This window comes from Clostridium sp. UBA4395, from assembly GCF_002390995.1.
GTDB classification, from domain to species: domain Bacteria; phylum Bacillota; class Clostridia; order Clostridiales; family Clostridiaceae; genus Clostridium_J; species Clostridium_J sulfidigenes.
On sequence record NZ_DGRF01000039.1, the window covers coordinates 44,290 to 65,591 of the forward strand.

Annotated in this window: 16 protein-coding genes and 1 other annotated feature; of the genes, 12 read left to right on the forward strand and 4 right to left on the reverse strand. The window is 29.3% G+C overall.

Annotation, left to right across the window (positions count from 1 at the left end):
* Window positions 1-87 precede the first annotated feature (87 nt).
* Together B2694_RS06350 and B2694_RS06355 are read right to left on the reverse strand one after the other, a co-directional pair.
* Window positions 88-1,803 carry an SH3 domain-containing protein gene (locus B2694_RS06350; RefSeq protein WP_346885033.1) on the reverse strand — a complete coding sequence of 572 codons (1,716 nt, stop codon included), beginning with the start codon at window positions 1,801-1,803 and terminating at the stop codon, window positions 88-90.
* A 152-nt stretch (window positions 1,804-1,955) separates the two neighbouring features.
* Window positions 1,956-2,588: an MBL fold metallo-hydrolase gene (locus B2694_RS06355; RefSeq protein WP_346885034.1), complete on the reverse strand. Its 633-nt coding sequence runs from the start codon at window positions 2,586-2,588 to the stop codon at window positions 1,956-1,958.
* A 246-nt stretch (window positions 2,589-2,834) separates the two neighbouring features.
* Window positions 2,835-3,049, forward strand: a binding site (T-box leader).
* Window positions 3,050-3,227: 178 nt separating this feature from the next.
* Between B2694_RS06355 and ileS the strand changes: the two genes are divergently transcribed.
* Entirely contained in the window at window positions 3,228-6,329 is a 3,102-nt protein-coding gene (gene ileS, locus B2694_RS06360) for an isoleucine--tRNA ligase (RefSeq protein ID WP_346885035.1), read from the forward strand.
* 156 nt (window positions 6,330-6,485) lie between these two features.
* The gene (locus B2694_RS06365; protein WP_346885036.1) at window positions 6,486-7,481 is read left to right on the forward strand and encodes a LacI family DNA-binding transcriptional regulator; all 996 of its coding nucleotides are present in this window, start codon (window positions 6,486-6,488) and stop codon (window positions 7,479-7,481) included.
* 67 nt (window positions 7,482-7,548) lie between these two features.
* Here the strand turns inward: B2694_RS06365 and B2694_RS06370 are convergent, their stop codons facing one another.
* A complete protein-coding gene (locus B2694_RS06370) occupies window positions 7,549-9,039 on the reverse strand; it encodes a 4Fe-4S dicluster domain-containing protein (protein ID WP_346885037.1) in 1,491 nt (496 codons plus the stop codon).
* Between the two features lie 367 nt (window positions 9,040-9,406).
* Here B2694_RS06370 and B2694_RS06375 point away from each other — a divergent pair, with 367 nt between their 5' ends.
* The 10 genes from B2694_RS06375 to B2694_RS06420 all read left to right on the forward strand — a co-directional run bounded on the left by B2694_RS06375 (window position 9,407) and on the right by B2694_RS06420 (window position 20,291).
* Window positions 9,407-9,733 carry a hypothetical protein gene (locus tag B2694_RS06375; protein WP_346878028.1) on the forward strand — a complete coding sequence of 109 codons (327 nt, stop codon included), beginning with the start codon at window positions 9,407-9,409 and terminating at the stop codon, window positions 9,731-9,733.
* Window positions 9,734-9,878: 145 nt separating this feature from the next.
* Window positions 9,879-11,432, forward strand: a complete 1,554-nt coding sequence (locus B2694_RS06380) for a cell wall-binding repeat-containing protein (protein WP_346885038.1) — start codon at window positions 9,879-9,881, stop codon at window positions 11,430-11,432.
* A 228-nt stretch (window positions 11,433-11,660) separates the two neighbouring features.
* Window positions 11,661-11,804, forward strand: a complete 144-nt coding sequence (locus B2694_RS06385; protein ID WP_346885039.1) for a hypothetical protein — start codon at window positions 11,661-11,663, stop codon at window positions 11,802-11,804.
* 12 nt (window positions 11,805-11,816) lie between these two features.
* Entirely contained in the window at window positions 11,817-13,007 is a 1,191-nt protein-coding gene (dltD, locus tag B2694_RS06390; RefSeq protein ID WP_346885040.1) for a D-alanyl-lipoteichoic acid biosynthesis protein DltD, read from the forward strand.
* A 44-nt stretch (window positions 13,008-13,051) separates the two neighbouring features.
* Window positions 13,052-14,569 carry a D-alanine--poly(phosphoribitol) ligase subunit DltA gene (gene dltA / locus B2694_RS06395; protein WP_346885041.1) on the forward strand — a complete coding sequence of 506 codons (1,518 nt, stop codon included), beginning with the start codon at window positions 13,052-13,054 and terminating at the stop codon, window positions 14,567-14,569.
* On the forward strand, window positions 14,569-15,729 hold the full coding sequence (gene dltB / locus B2694_RS06400) for a D-alanyl-lipoteichoic acid biosynthesis protein DltB (RefSeq protein WP_346885087.1): 1,161 nt from the start codon (window positions 14,569-14,571) through the stop codon (window positions 15,727-15,729). The genes dltA and dltB overlap by 1 nt, the downstream gene beginning before the upstream one ends.
* A gap of 87 nt (window positions 15,730-15,816) precedes the next feature.
* Window positions 15,817-16,047 carry a D-alanine--poly(phosphoribitol) ligase subunit DltC gene (gene dltC, locus B2694_RS06405; RefSeq protein ID WP_346846963.1) on the forward strand — a complete coding sequence of 77 codons (231 nt, stop codon included), beginning with the start codon at window positions 15,817-15,819 and terminating at the stop codon, window positions 16,045-16,047.
* Between the two features lie 258 nt (window positions 16,048-16,305).
* A complete protein-coding gene (locus B2694_RS06410) occupies window positions 16,306-17,046 on the forward strand; it encodes an N-acetyltransferase (RefSeq protein ID WP_346885042.1) in 741 nt (246 codons plus the stop codon).
* A gap of 11 nt (window positions 17,047-17,057) precedes the next feature.
* Window positions 17,058-18,524 (forward strand): lipopolysaccharide biosynthesis protein, encoded by a 1,467-nt coding sequence (locus tag B2694_RS06415; protein ID WP_346885043.1) that lies wholly within the window; start codon window positions 17,058-17,060, stop codon window positions 18,522-18,524.
* Between the two features lie 33 nt (window positions 18,525-18,557).
* Window positions 18,558-20,291 carry a phospho-sugar mutase gene (locus tag B2694_RS06420; protein WP_346885044.1) on the forward strand — a complete coding sequence of 578 codons (1,734 nt, stop codon included), beginning with the start codon at window positions 18,558-18,560 and terminating at the stop codon, window positions 20,289-20,291.
* Window positions 20,292-20,330: 39 nt separating this feature from the next.
* Here the strand turns inward: B2694_RS06420 and B2694_RS06425 are convergent, their stop codons facing one another.
* Window positions 20,331-21,293 carry an LCP family protein gene (locus B2694_RS06425; RefSeq protein WP_346885045.1) on the reverse strand — a complete coding sequence of 321 codons (963 nt, stop codon included), beginning with the start codon at window positions 21,291-21,293 and terminating at the stop codon, window positions 20,331-20,333.
* Between the last annotated feature and the right edge of the window lie 9 nt (window positions 21,294-21,302).

Consider the following 21,302-nt stretch of genomic DNA (forward strand, 5'->3'; position numbering starts at 1 on the left):
TAAGCACGGAATCTCCTTTCAAAATATTTGACCATATCTAATTTCTTAGATATTAATTATAGTGTTCTCAATTTAAAATTTTTTATACTATTTTATTATACGTTTAGCAATATAATATCTATTACTATAATAAGCGGAATTTAAGTTAGAAACTCTTACGCAGTCACCTGGTTTAGGAGCTTGTATAAATAAATCATTACCTTTATAGATTCCTACGTGAGATATATCATTAGGATCATCATCATTAGTAGTAAAGAAGATTAAATCTCCAGGTTTTAAATCCTTACGATCAACAATAACACCTTGATGCACTTGATAGTATGTAGATCTTTCTAAGGAGATTCCTAGTTGCTTGTACACATATTGAGCAAGTCCAGAACAGTCAAAACCTACAGGGGTAAATCCACCCCAAAGGTATGGTACTCCAAGGTATTCTTCAGCTTTTAAAACTATATCTTCACCAGTACAGTTACTTTGTATAAGAGGAGTCTCCTTTACAATAGGATTTGATGATTGATTTTCATCAGCTATAGTTACATAGTCACCGCTAATATATCCATTAGTATTACCTACCTTAACATTATACCAACCATTAGTATAAGAAATTATAGGTAGCTTACTACCATATCTTACTGTAGTAACTATACTATAACTAGTACTAGCACCAGAACGAACATTTAAAGCATCAGCATTAACAATTGCAACTTTACCTTCCACAGTGTGAGAAGGTGGAGTTGTCTCAGGTGGGGTAACGGTACCAGGAGTAGTTTCAGTATTATTATTGTTTGATATAAATTCTGAACTTACAAAGGCCGTACCACTTTTAAATTTAATTTTGCACCAACCGTTACTAGTAGATAGTATTTCAACTTTAGAATTTTTATATAGAGTACCAACTATCTTAGAGCTAGTATTTGCACCAGAACGAACATTTAAAGCATCTGCTTTAACAATGCCTGTAGATATAACGGTATTGTTGTTAGAGGAATTATTGTTTCCACTACTTGAGTTATTATTACCAGAATTATTTGAAGAAATGGTAATATATTCAGCGCTGACAAAGCCAATAGCATTATTATACTTAATTTTGTGCCAACCATTACTAGTAGATATTATTTGTACTGTAGCATTTTTACGAAGGGAACCAATAATTTTATTACTAGTGCTTGCTCCAGAACGAACATTCAGAGCATCTGCATTAACGATACCATTAGATTTAACGGTACTATCAGAAGAGTTACTATTGTTATTATTAGTATTACTATTACCTGAGGTTGAATTACTTGAAGAAGTATTAATGTACTCAGCACTAACAAAACCAGTAGTATTATTATATTTAATTTTATGCCAACTATTGCTAGTAGATATTATTTGCACTTTGGCATTTTTAGAAAGAGATCCAATAATTCTACTGCTAGTATTACCTGCAGAACGAACATTTAAGGCAGTAGCAGTAACAATTCCAGTTTTAGATGCTTGTACTGTATTAGAATTACTATCTAGCTTTACATATTCTCCAGAAATCCAACCAGTAGTGTTATTATATTTAATTTTATACCATCCATTTGCTATCTCTAGAATTGATACTTTAGTATTATAATTTATTTTACCAATAATGTTACTACTAGTATTATGATTTGATCTTATATTTAATACATCTGCAGTTATAGTTCCTGTCACTGTAGAGTTGTATGAAGAATTCGAAGTTTGAGCTGGATCAGCTATAGCTATAACTTGCATAGAAGTAGCAATGGCTGTACCCGTTGCAAGTGTACATAAAACTTTCAATGCTTTATCATTCATTAATTAACAGTCCTTTCTCAATAATATTTTCCCATAGAATATATTTCATATTATTACTTAAATTATAAGGTAAAAAATGATATATAACAACAAATAACATCAAATACATTTATATTTTTTTAATTGAATAGAACTCTAATCTAGTTTTAAGATTAGAGTTCAAAAATTTTAACTAAATTTACACCTTCTAAAGGTGGGTTTATAGTTAATGTATGAGATTTTAGGTTTACAGCATTTTTCATAAAAGATATGAAATTTTCTATTCCATGAACAGGAAAATCTATATGTGGAACTTTATAATGCATTGGAATTACTAATTTACTTTGGATTTTATTGCAAAGAGTGGCAGCAATTTCAGGAGCAATGGTAAAATTACTCCCGACTGGGATGAAGAGTATATCTACAGTACCTAATAAATCTAATTCTTCAGCTGTTAGCATATGTCCAAGATCGCCTAAATGACATAGTTTTAAGTTATCCGTTTCTATTAAGTAAATTATATTATCACCGCGTTTAGCTCCTTTTATATTGTCATGATAAGATGGAAAGCCTTGAATTTTAATAGAAGAGCTTTCATATGAGCAAGGTGTGTTTATAATAATTGCACCAGGGTTTATTAAATCCGTATAGTTATGATCAAAATGGTCATGACTGATGGTAACTATATCTACAGAACCTTTATAGGGGGTTCCACCTAAACATTTATTAAAAGGATCCATAAGTATCTTTTCTCCATGAGAATTTTCAAGTAGAAAGCAAGAATGTCCAAACCAAGTAATTACCATAGTTAGTACCTCCTAATTAAGTAAAGTTAACTATTTAGTCTATTTTAATTATTAACAGCTTTGCTTAATTTATGCTTTGGTATGTAAAAAGAACATTTTAATTTAAAAAGATGACTACAATAATAAGATTAGAGAAAATTGTAGTAGATTAAATAATATTTTAGTATGTTATTAGAAATAAAGCCCTTTACATTAAAATTTTTATATAATATAATAGATGTAAAATTAATTTACAACATAGTAGATATAAAAGCTAAGATTAGGACAGTACTCTAAAAGGTAGCTTAAAGAGAGTGGGGGTAGGTGAAAACCCATAGTGAATAATTAGAGGAAGATCACCTAGGAGCTGAGAACTGAAATTTAGTAAGTTTTTCCGTATTTCTGCGTTAAGGAATAGGATATGTTAGTATCCGAAATTATTAACACTGTAGGTGGTATAGCGAAGTAACTTCGTCCTTAGTAGGGCGGAGTTTTAATTTTTATCCATGATATATGAGATTAATTAATGAATGCTATGGATAAAATTAAGAGTACATACTATTAAATTAATTTTACCTTATAATTACTTAACAATATTTAAATGATTCCATGAGATTAACCAGAAATGGTACAGATAAACTATGTAAGGAGGAAAAATATATGTATAAGAAAATTGATAACTCAAAGTCTTTTATGGACATTGAGAAAGATATGTTAAAGCTTTGGGAAGAAAAAGACGTAATACAAAAGAACTTCGACTTAAATGATGAAGGTGAATATTTTACGTTCTATGATGGTCCACCAACAGCTAATGGTAAGCCACACATAGGTCACGTTATAACAAGAGTTATGAAAGATATAATCCCAAGATATAAGGTTATGAAAGGTTATAAGGTTTTAAGAAAAGCTGGATGGGATACTCATGGTCTTCCAGTAGAACTTGAAATTGAAAAGAAACTTGGAATTTCAGGAAAACCTGAGATTGAAAAGTATGGAGTAGAAGAATTTGTTACTCAATGCAAAGATAGTGTATTCTCTTACGTTGAAATGTGGAGAGAAATGTCTGAAAGGCTTGGTTACTGGGTTGACATGGAAAATCCATATGTAACTTATCACAATGATTATATAGAATCAGTATGGTGGGCTTTAAAGCAAATGTGGAATAAGGATTTATTATATAAAGGACACAAAGTAATGCCTTATTGCCCAAGGTGTGGAACTACCTTATCATCTCACGAAGTAGCACAGGGATATAAAGATGTAAAGGATAGCTCAGCTTATGTAAAATTTAAACTAAAAGATGAAGACAAATATGTATTAGTATGGACAACAACTCCTTGGACATTACCAAGTAACGTTGCTCTTGCTGTTAATAAATCTTATGATTATGTAGAAGTTTTACATGAAGGTGAATATCTAATTCTTTCAAGAACTCTTTTAAACAAACTTCAAGGCGAGTATGAAGTAGTATCTGAATTTAAAGGAGAAACATTGCTTGGAAAAGAATATGAGCAAATGTTTAAGTTCGAAGCGCCTGAAGAAAAAGCATTTTATATAGTTCATGGAGACTTTGTAACATTAACAGATGGTACTGGAATAGTTCATATAGCACCTGCTTATGGAGATGACGATAATCAATTAGGAAAGAAATATGGTCTTCCTATGATTAATCTAGTAGATGGGGAAGGTAACTTTGTTCCAGCAGTAACTCCTTGGGCTGGAATATTTGTAAAAAAAGCAGATGAGAAGATTTTAGCTTATTTAAAAGAAAATAATATTCTTTATAAAAGTGAGAAGTTTACACACTCATATCCACATTGCTGGAGATGCGATACGCCACTTCTTTATTATCCAAGAGAAAGTTGGTTTGTAAGAATGTCTTCAGTAAGGGATCAACTTATTGAAAATAATAATAAAATAAATTGGATGCCTGACAATGTAAAAACAGGTAGAATGGGTAAATTCCTTGAGAATGTAATTGACTGGGGAATTTCTAGAAATAGATATTGGGGTACTCCACTTCCAATTTGGGAATGTGAATGTGGCCACAGAGAGCTAATAGGAAGTGTTGAAGAACTTAAGGAAAAAGGTGTAAGTGTACCAGATGGTATAGAGCTCCATAAGCCATATATTGATAGGGTTAAGGTTACTTGTCCACACTGTCAAAAAGAAATGACAAGGGTTGAAGAAGTTATAGACTGTTGGTTTGACTCAGGTTCAATGCCATTTGCTCAATATCACTATCCTTTTGAAAATAAAGAACTATTTGAAGCAAACTTCCCAGCACAGTTTATTTCTGAAGCTGTAGACCAAACAAGAGGATGGTTCTATACACTTCTTGCTATTTCTACAACTGTGTTTGAGAATAATCCTTTTGAAAATTGTATAGTACTAGGACACGTTTTAGACAAAGATGGACTTAAGATGTCTAAACATAAAGGAAATGTACTTAGTCCATTTACAGTACTTGAAAATGAAGGAGCAGATGCTTTAAGATGGTATTTCTATACTGGTAGTGCACCATGGCTTCCATCAAGATTCTATGAAGAGGCTGTTATAGAAGCTCAAAGAAAATTTATAGGAACTCTATGGAATGTGTATTCCTTCTATGTTCTATATGCAGAATTAGACAATTTTAATCCAATAGACTATAAAGATTTTAAATCAGAAAATGTAATGGATAAATGGATGATGTCTAAACTGAATACATTAGTTAAAAATATAGATGAGCATTTAGAAAACTACAGAATAACTCAAGGAGCTAAAGAGCTAGAAGAGTTTGTAGATGAATTATCTAACTGGTATGTTAGAAGAAACAGAGCAAGATTCTGGGGTGAAGAGCTTACGGAGGATAAGATAGGTGCTTACATGACTTTATATAGAGTGCTTGTATCATTCTCTAAAATAGCTGCACCATTTATACCATTTATAACAGAAGAGTTATATCAAAATCTTGTTGTTGCTTTTGATAAGGATGCAGAAGAGAGTGTTCACCTATGTAAATGGCCAGAATACGTTAAAGCTGATGTAGACGCGGTATTAGAAGATGAAATGGATAAGGCATATAAGATAGTTAAGCTTGGAAGAAGTGCAAGAAATGGGGCTAATATTAAAAATAGACAGCCACTTGGAAAAATGCTTGTATCTGTAGACTCACTTCCAGAATATTATGGAGACATAGTTAAGGATGAGCTTAATATTAAACAAGTAGAACTAGGAGCAGACCTTTCTAAATATGTTAACTTTGAAATAAAACCTAATCTTCCAGTACTAGGAAAGGCTTACGGAAAAATGATTCCAGGAATCAGAAAAGGTATAGCCTCAATGAATCAAATGGATCTTGCACAAAGAGTAAATAATGGTGATGTGGTTACAATAAATGTAGATGGAACTGAAATAGAGTTAAATAAAGAAAATCTACTTGTAACAATGCAGGGCTTAGAAGGATTTGCTTTTGCTGGAGAAGGTGAAATAGGTGTAGTATTAGATACAAATATTTCAGAAGAACTTAGAGAAGAAGGTCACATAAGAGAAGTTCTAAGCAAAATACAAAACATGAGAAAAGAAACAGGATTTGAAGTTTCAGACAAGATAAACTTATACTTTGCGGGAAATGAAGTCTTAGAGAATGTAATAAGAAAGTTTGAAAATCAAATAAAGAAAGATACATTAGCATTAACTGTAGCCTATAATAGTGATAAGGCTATAAATGAAGTTAAAATTAATGGTGAAAAATTATTATTACATGTAGAAAGAGTTTAGTAATAATATCTTAAATTAAAATATTAAGTAGTTTAGATGGAGTTAATATGATAATAGATTGCTCCATCTAAACTTTATAATTATACTTTACTTTATAGTATAAATAAGGTATATATGTATTAAAAATATGCAGAATAATAAGAGAGGTGATATATAGTGGCAGCGTCAATTAAAGATGTAGCAAAAGAAGCAAATGTTTCTATTGCCACAGTTTCAAGAGTACTAAATGATATAGATGTAGTCAATCAAGAGACAAAGCAAAGAGTTCTAGATGCAATAGACAAGTTAGATTATAGACCAAATATTTTAGCAAGAAGCTTAAAGACTCAAAGGTCAAGCACAATTGGTATAATAATACCAGATATATCAAATTCCCTTTTCCCTGAGATTGTAAGAGGGGCAGAGGACTTAGCAAGTATTTATAATTATAATATAATGTTATGTAATACTGATCTAGACAAGAGTAGAGAAAAAGAAAGTTTTAATATATTAAGAGAGAAGATGGTAGACGGTATAATATATATGGGAGACCGTCTAGATAAAGAGATAAAGGCAGCTATAAAATCTGTTGGCACTCCTGTAGTATCAATAGGTGCTATGGATGATGAAGGAGATGTTCCTAGTGTAGGTATAGATAGTTATACTGCTGCATACGATGCTGTAAATTATCTATTCTCAAAAAATAATAAAAACATAGCATATATAGGATACATTAAAGAAAATGCTACTGAATATAAAAAGATGTATCATGGCTATAAAGACGCCATGGATGAAGAGAATTGTTTCAATGAAAAACTAGTTTATCTTGGAAGTTTAAAATATGAGGACGGCTTTGAAGGAATCACTCATATTATAAAAGATAATAAGGTTGATGCAGTTTTATGTGGAAGCGATCAATCAGCTCTTGGAGTTATAAATGCTTTAAGAGAAAAAGGAATCAGGGTACCAGAAGATATAAATGTTATAGGCTTTGATAATATAGCATTATCAGGAGTATTTTATCCTAAGCTTACTACAGTTTCTCGTCCCCTATACGATATGGGCTCTGTGGGAATGAGACTTCTTATAAAGCTTGTAAATAAAATTCCAGTTGAAGAGACTTATTACAGATTACCATATAACATAGTTGAAAGAGATTCTTGTAAGAAATAAATAGAATTAAATATAAAATAATTTAAACAATAAAAAAGTGGATTTTAAAATCCACTTTTTTTATTGTTTATCTATCTAAGGATACTTTTCCCATAAGTTTATTAGTCTTATTATCAGATACATTTTTTATAGATGAACTTTTACCTTCTTTAATAAAGGTTCCCTTAGTGGTCATAGGATCTGAAAAGACTCCAGCACCATTTATACATCCACCATTACACATCATTCCTTCAATAAAATTACCTTGTAGTTTATTTATTTTTGCCATGTTTAAAGCTTTTTTTATTTCTGTAGAACCTGAAACTTTTACTGGTTTAAATTCTATATTAATATTTTCTGTGCTAACATAATTTTCTATAGCAGCAGTAAGTCCACCAGCCATACCAAAGCCCCTACCTAAAGTTGAGCCATCTTCAAGGGTCTCTTCACTGCAGTTTTCAGGATTGGTATTGAAAGCATCTAATATAGCACAAAGCTCTTCAAAGGTTAGCACATAGTCAATAACTCCAGCTACATCCGGTCTTTTAGCTTCAGCTTTCTTAGCTGTACATGGACCGATAAATACTATTTTAGCATCAGGAGTTTCATTTTTTATGGCACGTCCCATTGCAATCATTGGAGATACCGTATTGGAGATGTGAGAAACCTCAGTAGGAAACTTTTTCTCAATGTAGCTAAAGAAGCCTGGACAACAAGAATTAGTCATATAATTTTGTCCACTTTCCATTCTCTCTACAAATTCCTTAGCTTCGTGCATTGTTACCATATCTGCACCACAAGATGCTTCAAACACATCAGAAAATCCGATTGCCTTTAATGAAGATTTAATTTGACCTATTGAAACATTATTGCCCATTTGACCAGAAATTGATGGTGCAACAATTGCAATCATGTTGTGCTTTTTCTGATATAATTTTTTAGATACAGGAGCTACAAGACTTTTATCAGATATAGCACCAAAAGGACAAGCTGTCATACAAGCTCCACATTGAATACAATCTTCTTCATTAATAATAGCACGTCTAGTGATTTCATCTACCTTGAGAGCTCCAGTTGGGCATGAAGTTTTACAAGGACGACGAACTTCGGATATAGCATTATAAGGACAAATCTTCTTACAAAGTCCACATTCTTTACATAATTCCTGATTTATATATGATTTACCACCTACAGTCATCATGGCATTAGCAGGACATACTTCCTTACATTTATGAGTAATACAACCTCTACAAGCCTCTGTAACGGTATATTTATCTATGGGACATCTATCACAAGCAGCTTCTATGACGTACATAATTTGCTCGTTATTTTTAATATCAATAAGATCACTATATTCATCCCCTATAGGCATATATCCAGCAGCCAGTTTAGCTCTTTGATTTACTATGGCACGCTCTTTGAAAATACAGCATCTATATGCAGGAGTATCTTTATCAACTATAAATTTATGAATATTGAATATTTCTTTGGTATTTAGATTATCATTAATAGATAAAAGGACAATTTGTTTTAGAACCTCATGCTTAATCTTTTTTAACGATGTATCAAAAGTAAACATTAAAATCCCTCCTAATTTCATAACATTGTTAATTTTTTAACCAAAACTAATTATAGCATCATTTAATTTTTATGCAATAGGTTAAGCATTGAAAAATAAAATTTGGTAAAAATATAATAGTGATGATAAATATATTTGAAATTAGGGTCACATAGTTATATACTAATAAAGGTTTAATTATTGGTTAAAAAATTAAGTATTTATACCCATGAAATTTATTTTATTTAAAATAGAAATAAATATAATAATAAAAACATAGAATTAATAAAGAAGATATTTTAACGTGGTATTAAAAGGATTATAATAAAATTTTATGATGAAGAAAATATTTTAACTATAAGAAGACTGAGAGAAGGAGGAGATTATAATGAGTAATAAAATTAATCTTATATGGAAAAGTGAAGAGAACAATAGTTTTGTAATAGGGGAGATTTTAAATAGTGACCATAGATACTACTTTAGATATAATCTAGAAGAAGTGAAAAGGGCTATGGAAGAAGGATTCAATCTATTAGAAGGATTCCCAAGAGTAAATTCAAAATATTTTAGTGAAGAACCATTTAAATTATTTACTAATTGGATTGAAGAAGATCAGAAAGTTAATGATTTAACTTTTGATATGTTTAAAGGATTTGCTTATGGGCAATTCAGATTTGAAGAGAATAATAAAGATAGTAATGAAGAAATAGCATAAAGGAAAGAGCAAAATATATTTATTATGTTTTGCTCTTTGTTTAAATGAAACAAGTCAATATAGGAAAATTATGATGTAACTTGTAAATATATGATATAATAATAGTATTATACTGATAATTTATCGATATTTGGAGGAAGTTGATATGATAAAATGTTGGACAAAGATATTAGGTTGTTTATTTATATTATTAACATTCAATATAATGAGTGCATATGGAATAGATATGGACTATATTTGTGGTATAGATAGGTATGAAACAGCATCTATTATTGCATCTAAAATGCAATATTCTTCTGTTATTTTAGTTAATGGAAATTCATTAGCAGATGGACTTTCTGCTAGTGGCTTAAGTGGTGCAGTAAACTCTCCAATCTTACTGACTCAATCCAATAGCCTACCAGAAGTAACGCTTAACAGGCTGAAAAAAGCAAGTACTGTATACATTGTAGGTGGAAACGGCGTAATTTCCTCCAATATAGAGTCAAAGATAACCGAGATGGGTAAAAAGGCTATAAGGATTGGTGGAAAAGATAGATATGATACATCTATTTTAATAGCAAATAAAATTGAAGAAATAAATGATATAGAAGAAATATATTATGTAAATGGAATTAATGGAGAAGCTGATGCTATGAGTATAGCACCAGTAGCAGCAAGGAAAGGAAATCCTGTAATCTTAACAGATGGTAATTCAACCAAGTATAGAAAAAATGTACAAGCTTACTCTATAGGTGGTACTGGAGTTATGAGCGCTAATTTTAATAGTTTTTCTACTAGAGTTGATGGAATAGATAGATTTGATACTAATAGGAATGTTATTAATCAATTTTTCCACGATAAAAGTCATGTTAATTTAAGCAAGTCCCATGTATTAGTTGATGCATTAACAGCTTCAGTATTAAAGGAACCTGTAGTTTTAGTTTCGGATGATTCGGATAAGAGTATAATTGCAGGTGCTAACAGTGCTACTGTTTTAGGAAATATAAGTGATGTTGCTATAAGTCGTGCTAAGAGTTATTTATACGGAGATAAAGTGGTATTCTATATGCAACATCAAGATGATGAAACTATTTTTGGGGGAAGCACTGTAATAGATGCTATAAAGTCTGTAGGAAGTAACAATGTTTATATGGTTCTAGTTACAGATGGAAGTGGATCTAACGTATTTAATTATGAAAGATACAAGGGTCTTACACATGAGCAGAAGGTAAATTTAAGAGACAATGAATTTAAAGCAGCAATAGGTAGATTAGGGGTAAAATTAGAAAATGTAGTATTTCTAAATCAACCAGAAGATAAAATAAATAACGAACTTTTAAAAGATACTGTATTGTATTTTGAAAATACATTTAAAAATGTAACACATATTACCCATAGTTATAAATATGAAACCCATCTGCAACACATAGCTACAGGAAATACAGTTAACAGTTTGTATGTAAATGGACTTATAAAAGATTGTAGATTTTTAGCTAGAGAGGATAAAATCTCAGGAATTTCAAGACATCAATTAATAGAAAGTGTTGCAGATAATAATGAAGAAAAGAAAAAAGTTCTTAATGCATGTAGTGAGTATAAATTAGATAATAAAGATATGATAAGAGAAGGGATAGGTTATAAATCGGTAAGTAAATTATTTATAAGATTAACATCTAATCCAAAAGTACCGTCATATCTTCATGAATCTGGGATATAGTTAAGAATTGGCTTAAGATAGTTAGTCTTAGGCCGATTTTTACATTATTAATAAAGTTAATAAATATTTTTGTTAATAAATTATAAAATAACACAATTAATTTATTATATTGTATATATTGTAGTAAAATACTAAGTATGTAAAATTATTTGAAATTATTTTAAAGAATTAGATAAACATATTACATATAATTCTTGATATAAAATAGGAAATTAGGTGATAGATAATATGAAGAAATTTTTTATTAAGTATAAATTTAAAAAAAATGAGGCTATAACAATAGTTATATTAACTTTATTCTTAATTAGCGCGTATTTACTTTATGTAATTCAAGAAGCTAAGGAAATACCGTTTATTTACAATCAATTTTAGTGGGAGGAAGTTATGAAAAAATCATTTATTATAGTTATACCAATAATATTAACTGCAATATTTATTTCCATATTTAATTTAGTAATCAATAGTGAAATTGATCAACTAAAGAATGATAAAGATTTATCAGGAATCAAACATGCATATGGGGGAAGCATTAAAAAGAATGGAACTAAATTTAGGGATATATCAATAGAAAATGATGATTTAATGTTATTAGGATCATCAGAACTTAGTAGTAAGGTTCCACAAAATCCTAGAAATTTATTCCCGTTTAGTGGAGCTAATTATGATGTCAGTACATATGGAGTAGCATACATACAAAGTTTTCAACATGCTACAGGATTAGGAAGCATTGAAGAATATCCTAAAGATTCTAAACTAGCAATTTTAGTATCTTTACAATGGTTTATGCAAGAAGGTGGGATAGAAAGTGAGAAATTTTTATCAGGATTCTCTGATATTCAATTTTATAAATTTTTAAATAATCCTAAGATTTCAAAAGAAAATAAGAGATATCTTGCTAAAAGAGTTACTGAATTACTTGGAGATTCAGATATATTTAAAGAAGAAAAATTATATGCACAGCTATTTTTACAAGAAAATAATATTGATAAAATGTTATATTGTATGTCGTTGCCATATTTTAGATTTAAAGAGAATTTATTAGACACTAGGTATAATTTAGATTTGATTAGAGAACTTAAGAAATTACCTAACGAAAATGATGAAGATAAGATTAATAATTTAGATTTTGAAGAACAATATGCTCTTGCAGAAAAACAAGGTAGAGATTCTGTGACAAATAATAAATTTTATGTAGATGATAGTTACTATGATAAATACTTAAAAGAAAAAGTCAATGAATTGGATGGAATATATGGGAAAATAAATCTTATAAATTCTGTAGAATATAATGATTTTAATTTCTTTTTAAGTTTGTGTGATGACTTAAATATAAGGCCTTATGTCATTTTAGTAGGTGTAAATGGATGGTATTATGATTACACTGGCATAACAGAAAAGGAAAGAAATGAGTTTTATAATAAACTAGAAAATATAGCATTAGAAAAAAATTTTGATGTATTGAATTTAAGTGAGTATGAATACGAAAAGTATTATTTAAGTGATGTTATGCATCTAGGATGGAAGGGGTGGATAAGCGTAACAGAGGGAATATACAAATATTTCGGCGATAAATAAATTTAGTAAAGTTACTATGTTTATAGACTGATTAGGAGGAAATTATGGATATTTTAAAAAATATAAAAGGGTATTCTAAAGAAGATAAAGTTGCCGCGATTGTGGAAGATCAGATTTTAACATATGAAGAATTGGAAACTAAATCCAATAGTCTAGCTAACTATATGTTAGATAAATATAAAGAGGATAGAACACCTATAGTTATATATGGAAATAAGGAAAATGATATTCTAATAGCTATGATAGCAGCTCTAAAATCAGGACGAGCATATATTCCAATAGATATAACATTTCCAGAAGATAGGATAAATAAAATTCTACAAGAAGTAAATCCAAAGGTAATTATCAATTGTACTACAGAGAATGTAGGCATTATTCCATATAGTATATCTTATATAGAGCTGGAAAAAGTATATGGATCATATAGTACAGAAGGAATTGAAGAGAAATTTTGGGTAAAAGGTGATGATAATTGTTATATTTTATTTACATCAGGGAGTACAGGACAACCTAAAGGTGTGCAAATAAGTAAGAATAATATTGACTCATTTGTAAAATGGTTTTCTAAGTTTCTGAATGTTGATAATGATAATAATGCGATACTTAACCAGCCTTCGTATTCATTTGATTTATCTGTTATGCCTATATATTTGGGTTTGACTAATGGAAAAATATTATTTAGCTTATCATATAATACTCTTGAAAATACAAAATATACATTTGAAGAACTAAAAAAATCTGATATGCAATTATGGATTTCTACTCCAGCATTTGCCACATTATGTGTACAGGATGATACCTTTACACATGAATTAATGCCTAATTTAAAGACAATGTACTTTATAGGAGAAGTATTACCACCTATGTTGGTTAATGAGTTAAAATTAAGGTTTCCTAATATAAGGATAATAAATAGTTATGGACCAACAGAAGCAACTGTAGCAGTTACAGGAATAGATATAACAGATGAAGTATTATATGAAAACAAAGAATTGCCAATAGGAAAGGTAATGGAGGGTGCTTATATAAAAATTGTTAATGAAAATGGAATGAATTTAAGAGATGGAGAAAAAGGGGAAATTGTAATAATAGGTAGAAGTGTTAGTAAAGGATACTATAAAAATGATGATATAACTAACAAAGTATTTTTCTATAAAGATATGGATGGAGAGATTCTTAGAGGATATAAATCGGGAGACATAGGATACTTTAAAGAGGATATCTTATATTTTAGTGGGAGAAAGGATTTCCAAATAAAACTTAATGGGTTTAGGATAGAACTTGAGGATATAGAGAACAATATAAGAAAATTAGATAATATTAAAAATGCAGTTGTATTGCCATGTTACAAAGAAGGTAAAATAGCTCATTTAGTTGCGTTTGTTACTTTAAAAACTAATAATAAACTAAGTCCATTAAAGAATACATTGATGATAAAGAACGAACTTAAAAAGTATATACCAAAGTATATGATTCCACGAAATATTAAGGTAATAAGTGAGTTTCCTTTAAATGCAAATGGGAAGATAGATAGAAGAAGACTTATGGAGGAAATAAAATGATAAAATTAACACAGTATGGAGATTATTTCTATCTGTATATACTATTATTATCACTTATTCCAGCTATAGTCTTGGGCATAAAGGGCAAAAATATAAAACCCTATGGTATATTATTATCCATATTTATGGTAGGAGTGATTATAGGGGTAAAGTCAGTAGGAATTGTATTATTTATAATGTTTTTACTAGGAGAAATCATATTAATCAATTCATACTTAGAAATACGTGATAGAACAGATAATAAATTTATATATTACTTAGCACTTTTTCTATCTATGTTACCGATAATAATAACGAAGGTATCAGTCAAAGTAAGTTTTGGACCTATAGGATTTATTGGATTATCTTATTTGAATTTTAAAGCTATACAGATGATTATAGAAATATATGATGGAGCTATAAAAGAAATTAAATTTTCAACTTTAGTATATTTCATCATGTTTTTTCCAACGTTAAGTTCAGGTCCAATTGATAGATATAGAAGGTTTGAAGAAAATTTAAATACTCAAATTCTGAAAGATGATTACATAAATAATTATCTATTTGAAGGATTGAAAAGAATAATTAGGGGGGTAGGATATAAGTTTGTAATAGCGTATATTATAAATACTCTATGGATGAGTAAAATTCCAACGGATATAACATTCTTAAATAGTTTGAACTATATGTATGCTTATAGTTTATATTTATTCTTTGATTTTGCGGGATATAGCTCTTTCGCAGTGGGTACAAGCTATATTATTGGTATTAAAACACCAGAGAATTTTGACAAACCATTTCTTAGTAAGGATATGAAGGAGTTTTGGACAAGATGGCATATATCTCTTTCAAGGTGGTTTGGAGATTATCTATACTCTAGAATTCTTTTAAACTCTATGAGAAAGAAAAGATTTAAAGATAGATTTAGGGCGTCTCATTTTGCTCAAATGATAACTATGCTTGCAATGGGAGTTTGGCATGGATTAGAAGTATTCTATATAATATATGGAATATACCAAGGTGGTGTTTTGGTACTTACAGATATATTACAAAGAAAATCTAAGTTTTATAAAAAACATAAAAAAGAGAAATGGTTTCAAAGAGTTCAGGTTTTAATTAATTTCCATGTAGCTTCTTTTGGATTATTGTTATTCTCAGGGTACTTATTTACTCATAAATAAAGATAAAAATTTAATAGTATTGATAAATATATAATATATAGAATGTATAATAAAATTAGATAAATTAAGTTTTAGGAGGAAAATTAAATGAAAGAAAAGGTATTAGATATATTTGAGGAAGTAACTGGAACTGATGAAATAAGAGAGGATTTAGACTTAGATTTATTTGAGGCTGGATTATTAGATTCATTAGGAATTATAGAAGTGTTACTAAAAATAGAAGAGGTATTTGGTATTAAGCTTCAACCAACAGATTTAGAAAGAAAAGATATGGCTACTACTAATAATTTGAGTGCATTTCTAAGTAGTAGAGTTTAATATAAAATATCAACATAAATATAAAGGTTTTATAAGTAGAGAATGTTAATGTATATTAAAATATCTTAGCATTCTCTATTTATATAAATAGAGATGAGTTTTATTTTTATAGAACATAATTGTGAAATAGTATATAATATATCTGTTAGATAGGAATAAGAAATAGAGTGCATAATAGGTTATATATGGATTTGTATCAAAGCTTATGATTCATAAGACAATATAAATCAATTAAAAGAAAAAAAGGAAGTGTAATTTATGAATTATATATCGGAAAAAGCCACCATTGGTACCAATGTTAAGGTAGGAAAATTTACAGTTATTGAAGATAACATTACTATAGGAGATAACTGCATTATTGGTCATAATGTAGTTATTCATGAAGATACTATAATAAAAGATAATGTTAGGATAGATGATAATACTGTTATAGGTAAAACTCCGATGAGGGGAATAAACAGTATATTTAAAGATGAAGAGAAGTTACCAAACTGCACCATAGGAGAAGGGTGTTTAATCGGTGCTACTACTATAATTTATAGAGGAGCAATCATAGGAGATAAAACATTAATTGCAGACATGGCAACTATAAGAGAAAATGTAACTATAGGAGAAAAAACAGTTATAGGAAGAGGCTCAACTGTAGAAAACTTCTGCGTTGTGGGATCAAATTGTAAGATTCAAACTAATGTATATTTAACTGCATATTCTACTGTGGAGGATTATGTATTTATAGCACCTTGTGTTGTAACTTCGAATGATAATTATGCAGCCCGTTCAAAGGAGAGATTTGGAAAGTTTAAAGGTATTACAATTAAAAATGGTGGTAGACTTGGAGCAGGAGTAGTAGTACTTCCAGGTAAGGTTATAGAAGAGGAAGGATTTGCAGCGGCAGGGTCTTTAGTTACAAAAGATATACCAGTGAGAAAAGTAGTAATAGGAAGTCCAGCAAAAGTATTAAGAGATGTACCAGAAGATCAACTTTTAGAGAATCAGTAGGTGTAAAGATTATGAGTAATTTAAACTCCAAATTAAGTAGTATAAAAAAGAATTCTTTATTTGGCAAGTTTCTATCTTTTTCTGTAGGGAATTGGCTAGTATTAATCATAGGACTTATATCATCTCCAATTATAACTAGGATAATAGAGCCTGTGGAATATGGTAAGTTTGGAATGTTTAATTTATATGCTAGTATACTTATGTTAATTATAACCTGTGGATTAGACCAATCTTATGTAAGGTTTTTTTATGAAGAGGATGAAGTTAATAGAAACAAATTATTATTTGAAAGTATAAAAATTCCGTTGATATTAAATATAATAATATCAATTATAATCATTATATTTAAAGTTCCTATATCAAAGTATATAATATCTGAATATAATCCAAATTTTATAATATTACTTATATTAAATATAACTTTAGCTTCTATAAGTAGATTTTCACTTTTGACAGTAAGAATGAAGCAAAAGGGAAGACTATATTCTATGCTACAGGTAATGCAAAAGCTTAGTTATCTTATGTCTATAGCATTGTTCTTTATGATATATAATAATAGTTTCTTAACTCTTGCTTATGCAACCTTAATTTCTAATGTTGTAGTAGCAGGTATATCCATATTTACTGAGAGAGATAGTTGGAACTTTAAGAACATTAAAGATAAAAAACTTAAAAATTCTCAATTAGATATCTTAAAATACGGAATACCATTAATTTTTACAGTATTGGTTACATGGTTATTCCAATCTGCTGATAAGATGGCAATAAAAGCTTTTTGTGGTGATTATGAAGTTGGAATATATAGCTCAGCTAATAGTATAATAGCCATATTAAACATATTACAGACATCATTTGCAACTTTTTGGATACCTGTGGCTTTTGAAAAGTACGAAAAAGCTCCAGAGGATACAAAGTTTTTTTCAAATATTAATGATATAGTTAGTTTTTTTATGTTTGGAATAGGAATTGGTATAATATTGTTTAAAGATGTAATTGTGTTAATTTTAGGCCCTAAGTATAGAACTGCATCTTACATAATGCCGTTTTTAGTATTTATGCCTGTATTATATACCATGTCAGAGGTATCAGTTGGGGGTATAAATTTCAAAAAGAAACCTAAATATCACATAGTAATAGCTTCAATAGCTTGCCTATTTAATGTTATAGGAAATAGTATTTTGGTACCAACCTTAGGGGCTAAAGGTGCTGGTATTTCTACAGGGCTAGCTTATATAGTATTTTATTATGCCAGAACTTTAATATCTAGAAGACTCTATAAAGTAGATTATAGTATAGGAAGGACTACAGTAGCTATTTTAGCTATATCTATTCTTGCTTTATACACAAGTTTTATGGAATTTTCTATTATTACAGTAATTATTGGCATTATAGTTATAGTAATAGTTTTATTCTTATATAGAAATACTATTAAAAGTATGAAAGATATGATATTTAAAGACAAAAAAATAAAAATTTAAAAAGATAAAATATATAAATAGGGAGGGGCATAATTGAATTATAGAGATAAATATAATTTATGGGTTAATTCACCTGAAATTGATGAGGTCACTAAAGCAGAATTAAAAAATATTATTGATGAAACTGAACTAGAAGATAGATTTTATAAAGACCTAGAGTTTGGAACAGGAGGATTAAGAGGAATAATTGGAGCTGGGAGTAATAGGTTAAATATATATACTGTGGGAAAGGCAACACAAGGATTTGCTAATTATTTAAATAATAAATATACTTCTCCAAAGGTTGCAATAGCTTATGATTCTCGTCATATGTCTAAGGAGTTTTCAGAATATGCTGCTAGGGTTTTAGCTGGTAATGGAATAAAAGTATACTTATATGATAGGCTTACCCCTACACCGATGCTTTCTTATGCTGTAAGAGAGTTAACCTGCCAAGGTGGTATAGTATTAACAGCTTCACATAATCCAAAAGAGTATAATGGATATAAAGTCTATGGTGATGATGGATGTCAAGTTACAGATGTATCAGCTAATGAAATTATAACCTTTGTAAATAATATTGATTCCTTTGCCCAGGTTACAGTAATGGATATTAAGGAAGCGGTTGAAAAAAATTTAGTTAACTATATAGGGGAAGAAATATATACTTCATATATAGAAAGAGTAAAGGAGCTTACCATAAGAAAAGAGCTAGTAAAAAATCATGGTAAGGATCTCAAAATAATATATACTCCTATTCATGGTACTGGCAATATTCCTGTAAGAAGAGTATTAGATGAACTTTTTTATAAGAATGTAGCAGTAGTTAAGGAACAAGAACTACCTGATGGAGCTTTTCCAACAGCACCATATCCAAATCCAGAGGATAGTAAAGTATTTAAGCTGGCTTTAGAAATGGCAAGGGATTTTGCTCCTGATATAATCCTTGGTACAGACCCTGATTGTGATAGAATAGGGGCTGTGGTGAAGGATAATAACGGAGAGTATAGAGTTCTTACGGGTAATCAAGTAGGAGTATTATTAACTAATTATATAATATCATCCTTAAGAGAAACAGGAAAATTAGATACTAAGGGTACTATAATTAAAACTATAGTTTCCACAGATATGATAAAACCTATATGCAAGAAATTTGATGTACAAATTAAGGAAGTTCTAACAGGGTTTAAGTATATAGGCGAGCTTATAGGAAACTTTGAAAAAGCTCCAGGTAATGATAAGTTTCTATTAGGTTTTGAAGAAAGTTATGGATATTTAGCAGGGGATTTTGTTAGAGATAAGGATGCAGTTATAGCAGCAGCTTTAATATGCGAAATGACTCTTTATTACAAATCCATAGGTAAGACTTTATATGAAGGATTAATAGAACTATATGAAAGTTATGGATATTATAAAGAAAAGTTAATATCCATAGAGCTAAAAGGTAAGGATGGTCAAGAAAAAATTAAAGAGATAATTGAGTATTTCAGAAGTGAGAATATAAGAAGTTTTGGAGATTATAAAATATCTGTTAAGGAAGACTATAAACTAAGTTATAGGATTAATGTTGAAGATTCTAGTAAAGAAGTTATAAATTTACCAAAGTCAAATGTTATTAAATTTATCTTCTGTAATGGATGTTATTTTGTAGTAAGACCTTCGGGAACAGAACCTAAGATGAAAATATACTTAGGTGTAACTGGGGAGAACAATGAAGTTTCAGATAGGAATTTATTAAAATTAGAAGATGCTGTTTTAAATAGTATAAAAGAGTTTTTACCACAATAAAAGCAAGAGCTACATGGAATTTAATCCATGTAGCTCCTATTAATTAGAAGATGTTTCTGGCTTTATATCTTCATATATATATTTTTGTATTTGTTCTTTTGTAATTTCTTCATCAAAGGTAGTATAATATATACCATCTATTTTATCACCTTTACTATGTTCTGCAAGTGGAAATCTTAGTTGTTCTATATCAGTGATTCCAGAGGTTAATACCTTAGTTCCTAGACTTAAAACTTCAGAAGTTGAAAGACTAGTTTGAACATGAGGTAATATATCGTTAACCACTGAAGGTAATTTAAGAATGCCTACAGTAGATACTTTATTAAATATTTCTGTAAGTAACATTCTTTGTCTTTCAGTTCTACTATCATCACCACCACTATTTTTTCTTATTCTAGAATATGCTAAGGCTTGAGTTCCATTTACATGTTGTCTACCAGAAGTTGAAATTACTCCGTTTAAATCCCCTAGTTCAGAATCTTCTACAGTAATATCTATGCCACCTAAAGTATCTATAATATCTTTAAGATTGTTAAAATTAACTTTTGCATAGTCTGCAATATCTAAACCAAAGGTTTGATTAATAGTTTTTATAGCAAGTTCTTCTTGACCATAAGCATAAGCATGGTTTAATTTATCATATCCATGACCCTCTATATTAACATAACTATCTCTTGATATAGAGGTTAACTTTAATTTTTTATGAAGAGAATCAACAGTAGCAATTATTATTGCATCTGAACGTCCAATATCTCCCTCAGTTTGGTCAATACCAAATAAAACTATATTTTTAATTTTAGAGGATGTATTCTTAGATTTTTCTATTCCTAAGTTTGAATCATTTAAACCAACATTGTTTAATTTACCAACCATAGATAGTAAATAGCTACCTAAAGCTGATAAGGAAAATATTAAGATAGTTGCTATTATAATAAGTACCTTTTTGCCGGTGGTTAATCCTTTAGATTTTTTTTTTGGTTTTATTTTTTTATCTTTATTCATAAATTTTCC

Excerpts from the sequence above, each read along its gene's own strand:
- B2694_RS06385 (WP_346885039.1), top strand. The coding sequence starts at position 11,661 with ATGAAGAAATTTTTTATTAAGTATAAATTTAAAAAAAATGAGGCTATA.
- B2694_RS06355 (WP_346885034.1), bottom strand. The coding sequence starts at position 2,588 with ATGGTAATTACTTGGTTTGGACATTCTTGCTTTCTACTTGAAAATTCT.
- B2694_RS06410 (WP_346885042.1), top strand. The coding sequence starts at position 16,306 with ATGAATTATATATCGGAAAAAGCCACCATTGGTACCAATGTTAAGGTA.
- B2694_RS06380 (WP_346885038.1), top strand. The coding sequence starts at position 9,879 with ATGATAAAATGTTGGACAAAGATATTAGGTTGTTTATTTATATTATTA.
- dltD (WP_346885040.1), top strand. The coding sequence starts at position 11,817 with ATGAAAAAATCATTTATTATAGTTATACCAATAATATTAACTGCAATA.
- dltA (WP_346885041.1), top strand. The coding sequence starts at position 13,052 with ATGGATATTTTAAAAAATATAAAAGGGTATTCTAAAGAAGATAAAGTT.
- dltC (WP_346846963.1), top strand. The coding sequence starts at position 15,817 with ATGAAAGAAAAGGTATTAGATATATTTGAGGAAGTAACTGGAACTGAT.
- B2694_RS06370 (WP_346885037.1), bottom strand. The coding sequence starts at position 9,039 with ATGTTTACTTTTGATACATCGTTAAAAAAGATTAAGCATGAGGTTCTA.
- ileS (WP_346885035.1), top strand. The coding sequence starts at position 3,228 with ATGTATAAGAAAATTGATAACTCAAAGTCTTTTATGGACATTGAGAAA.
- B2694_RS06425 (WP_346885045.1), bottom strand. The coding sequence starts at position 21,293 with ATGAATAAAGATAAAAAAATAAAACCAAAAAAAAAATCTAAAGGATTA.
- B2694_RS06375 (WP_346878028.1), top strand. The coding sequence starts at position 9,407 with ATGAGTAATAAAATTAATCTTATATGGAAAAGTGAAGAGAACAATAGT.
- B2694_RS06415 (WP_346885043.1), top strand. The coding sequence starts at position 17,058 with ATGAGTAATTTAAACTCCAAATTAAGTAGTATAAAAAAGAATTCTTTA.
- B2694_RS06350 (WP_346885033.1), bottom strand. The coding sequence starts at position 1,803 with ATGAATGATAAAGCATTGAAAGTTTTATGTACACTTGCAACGGGTACA.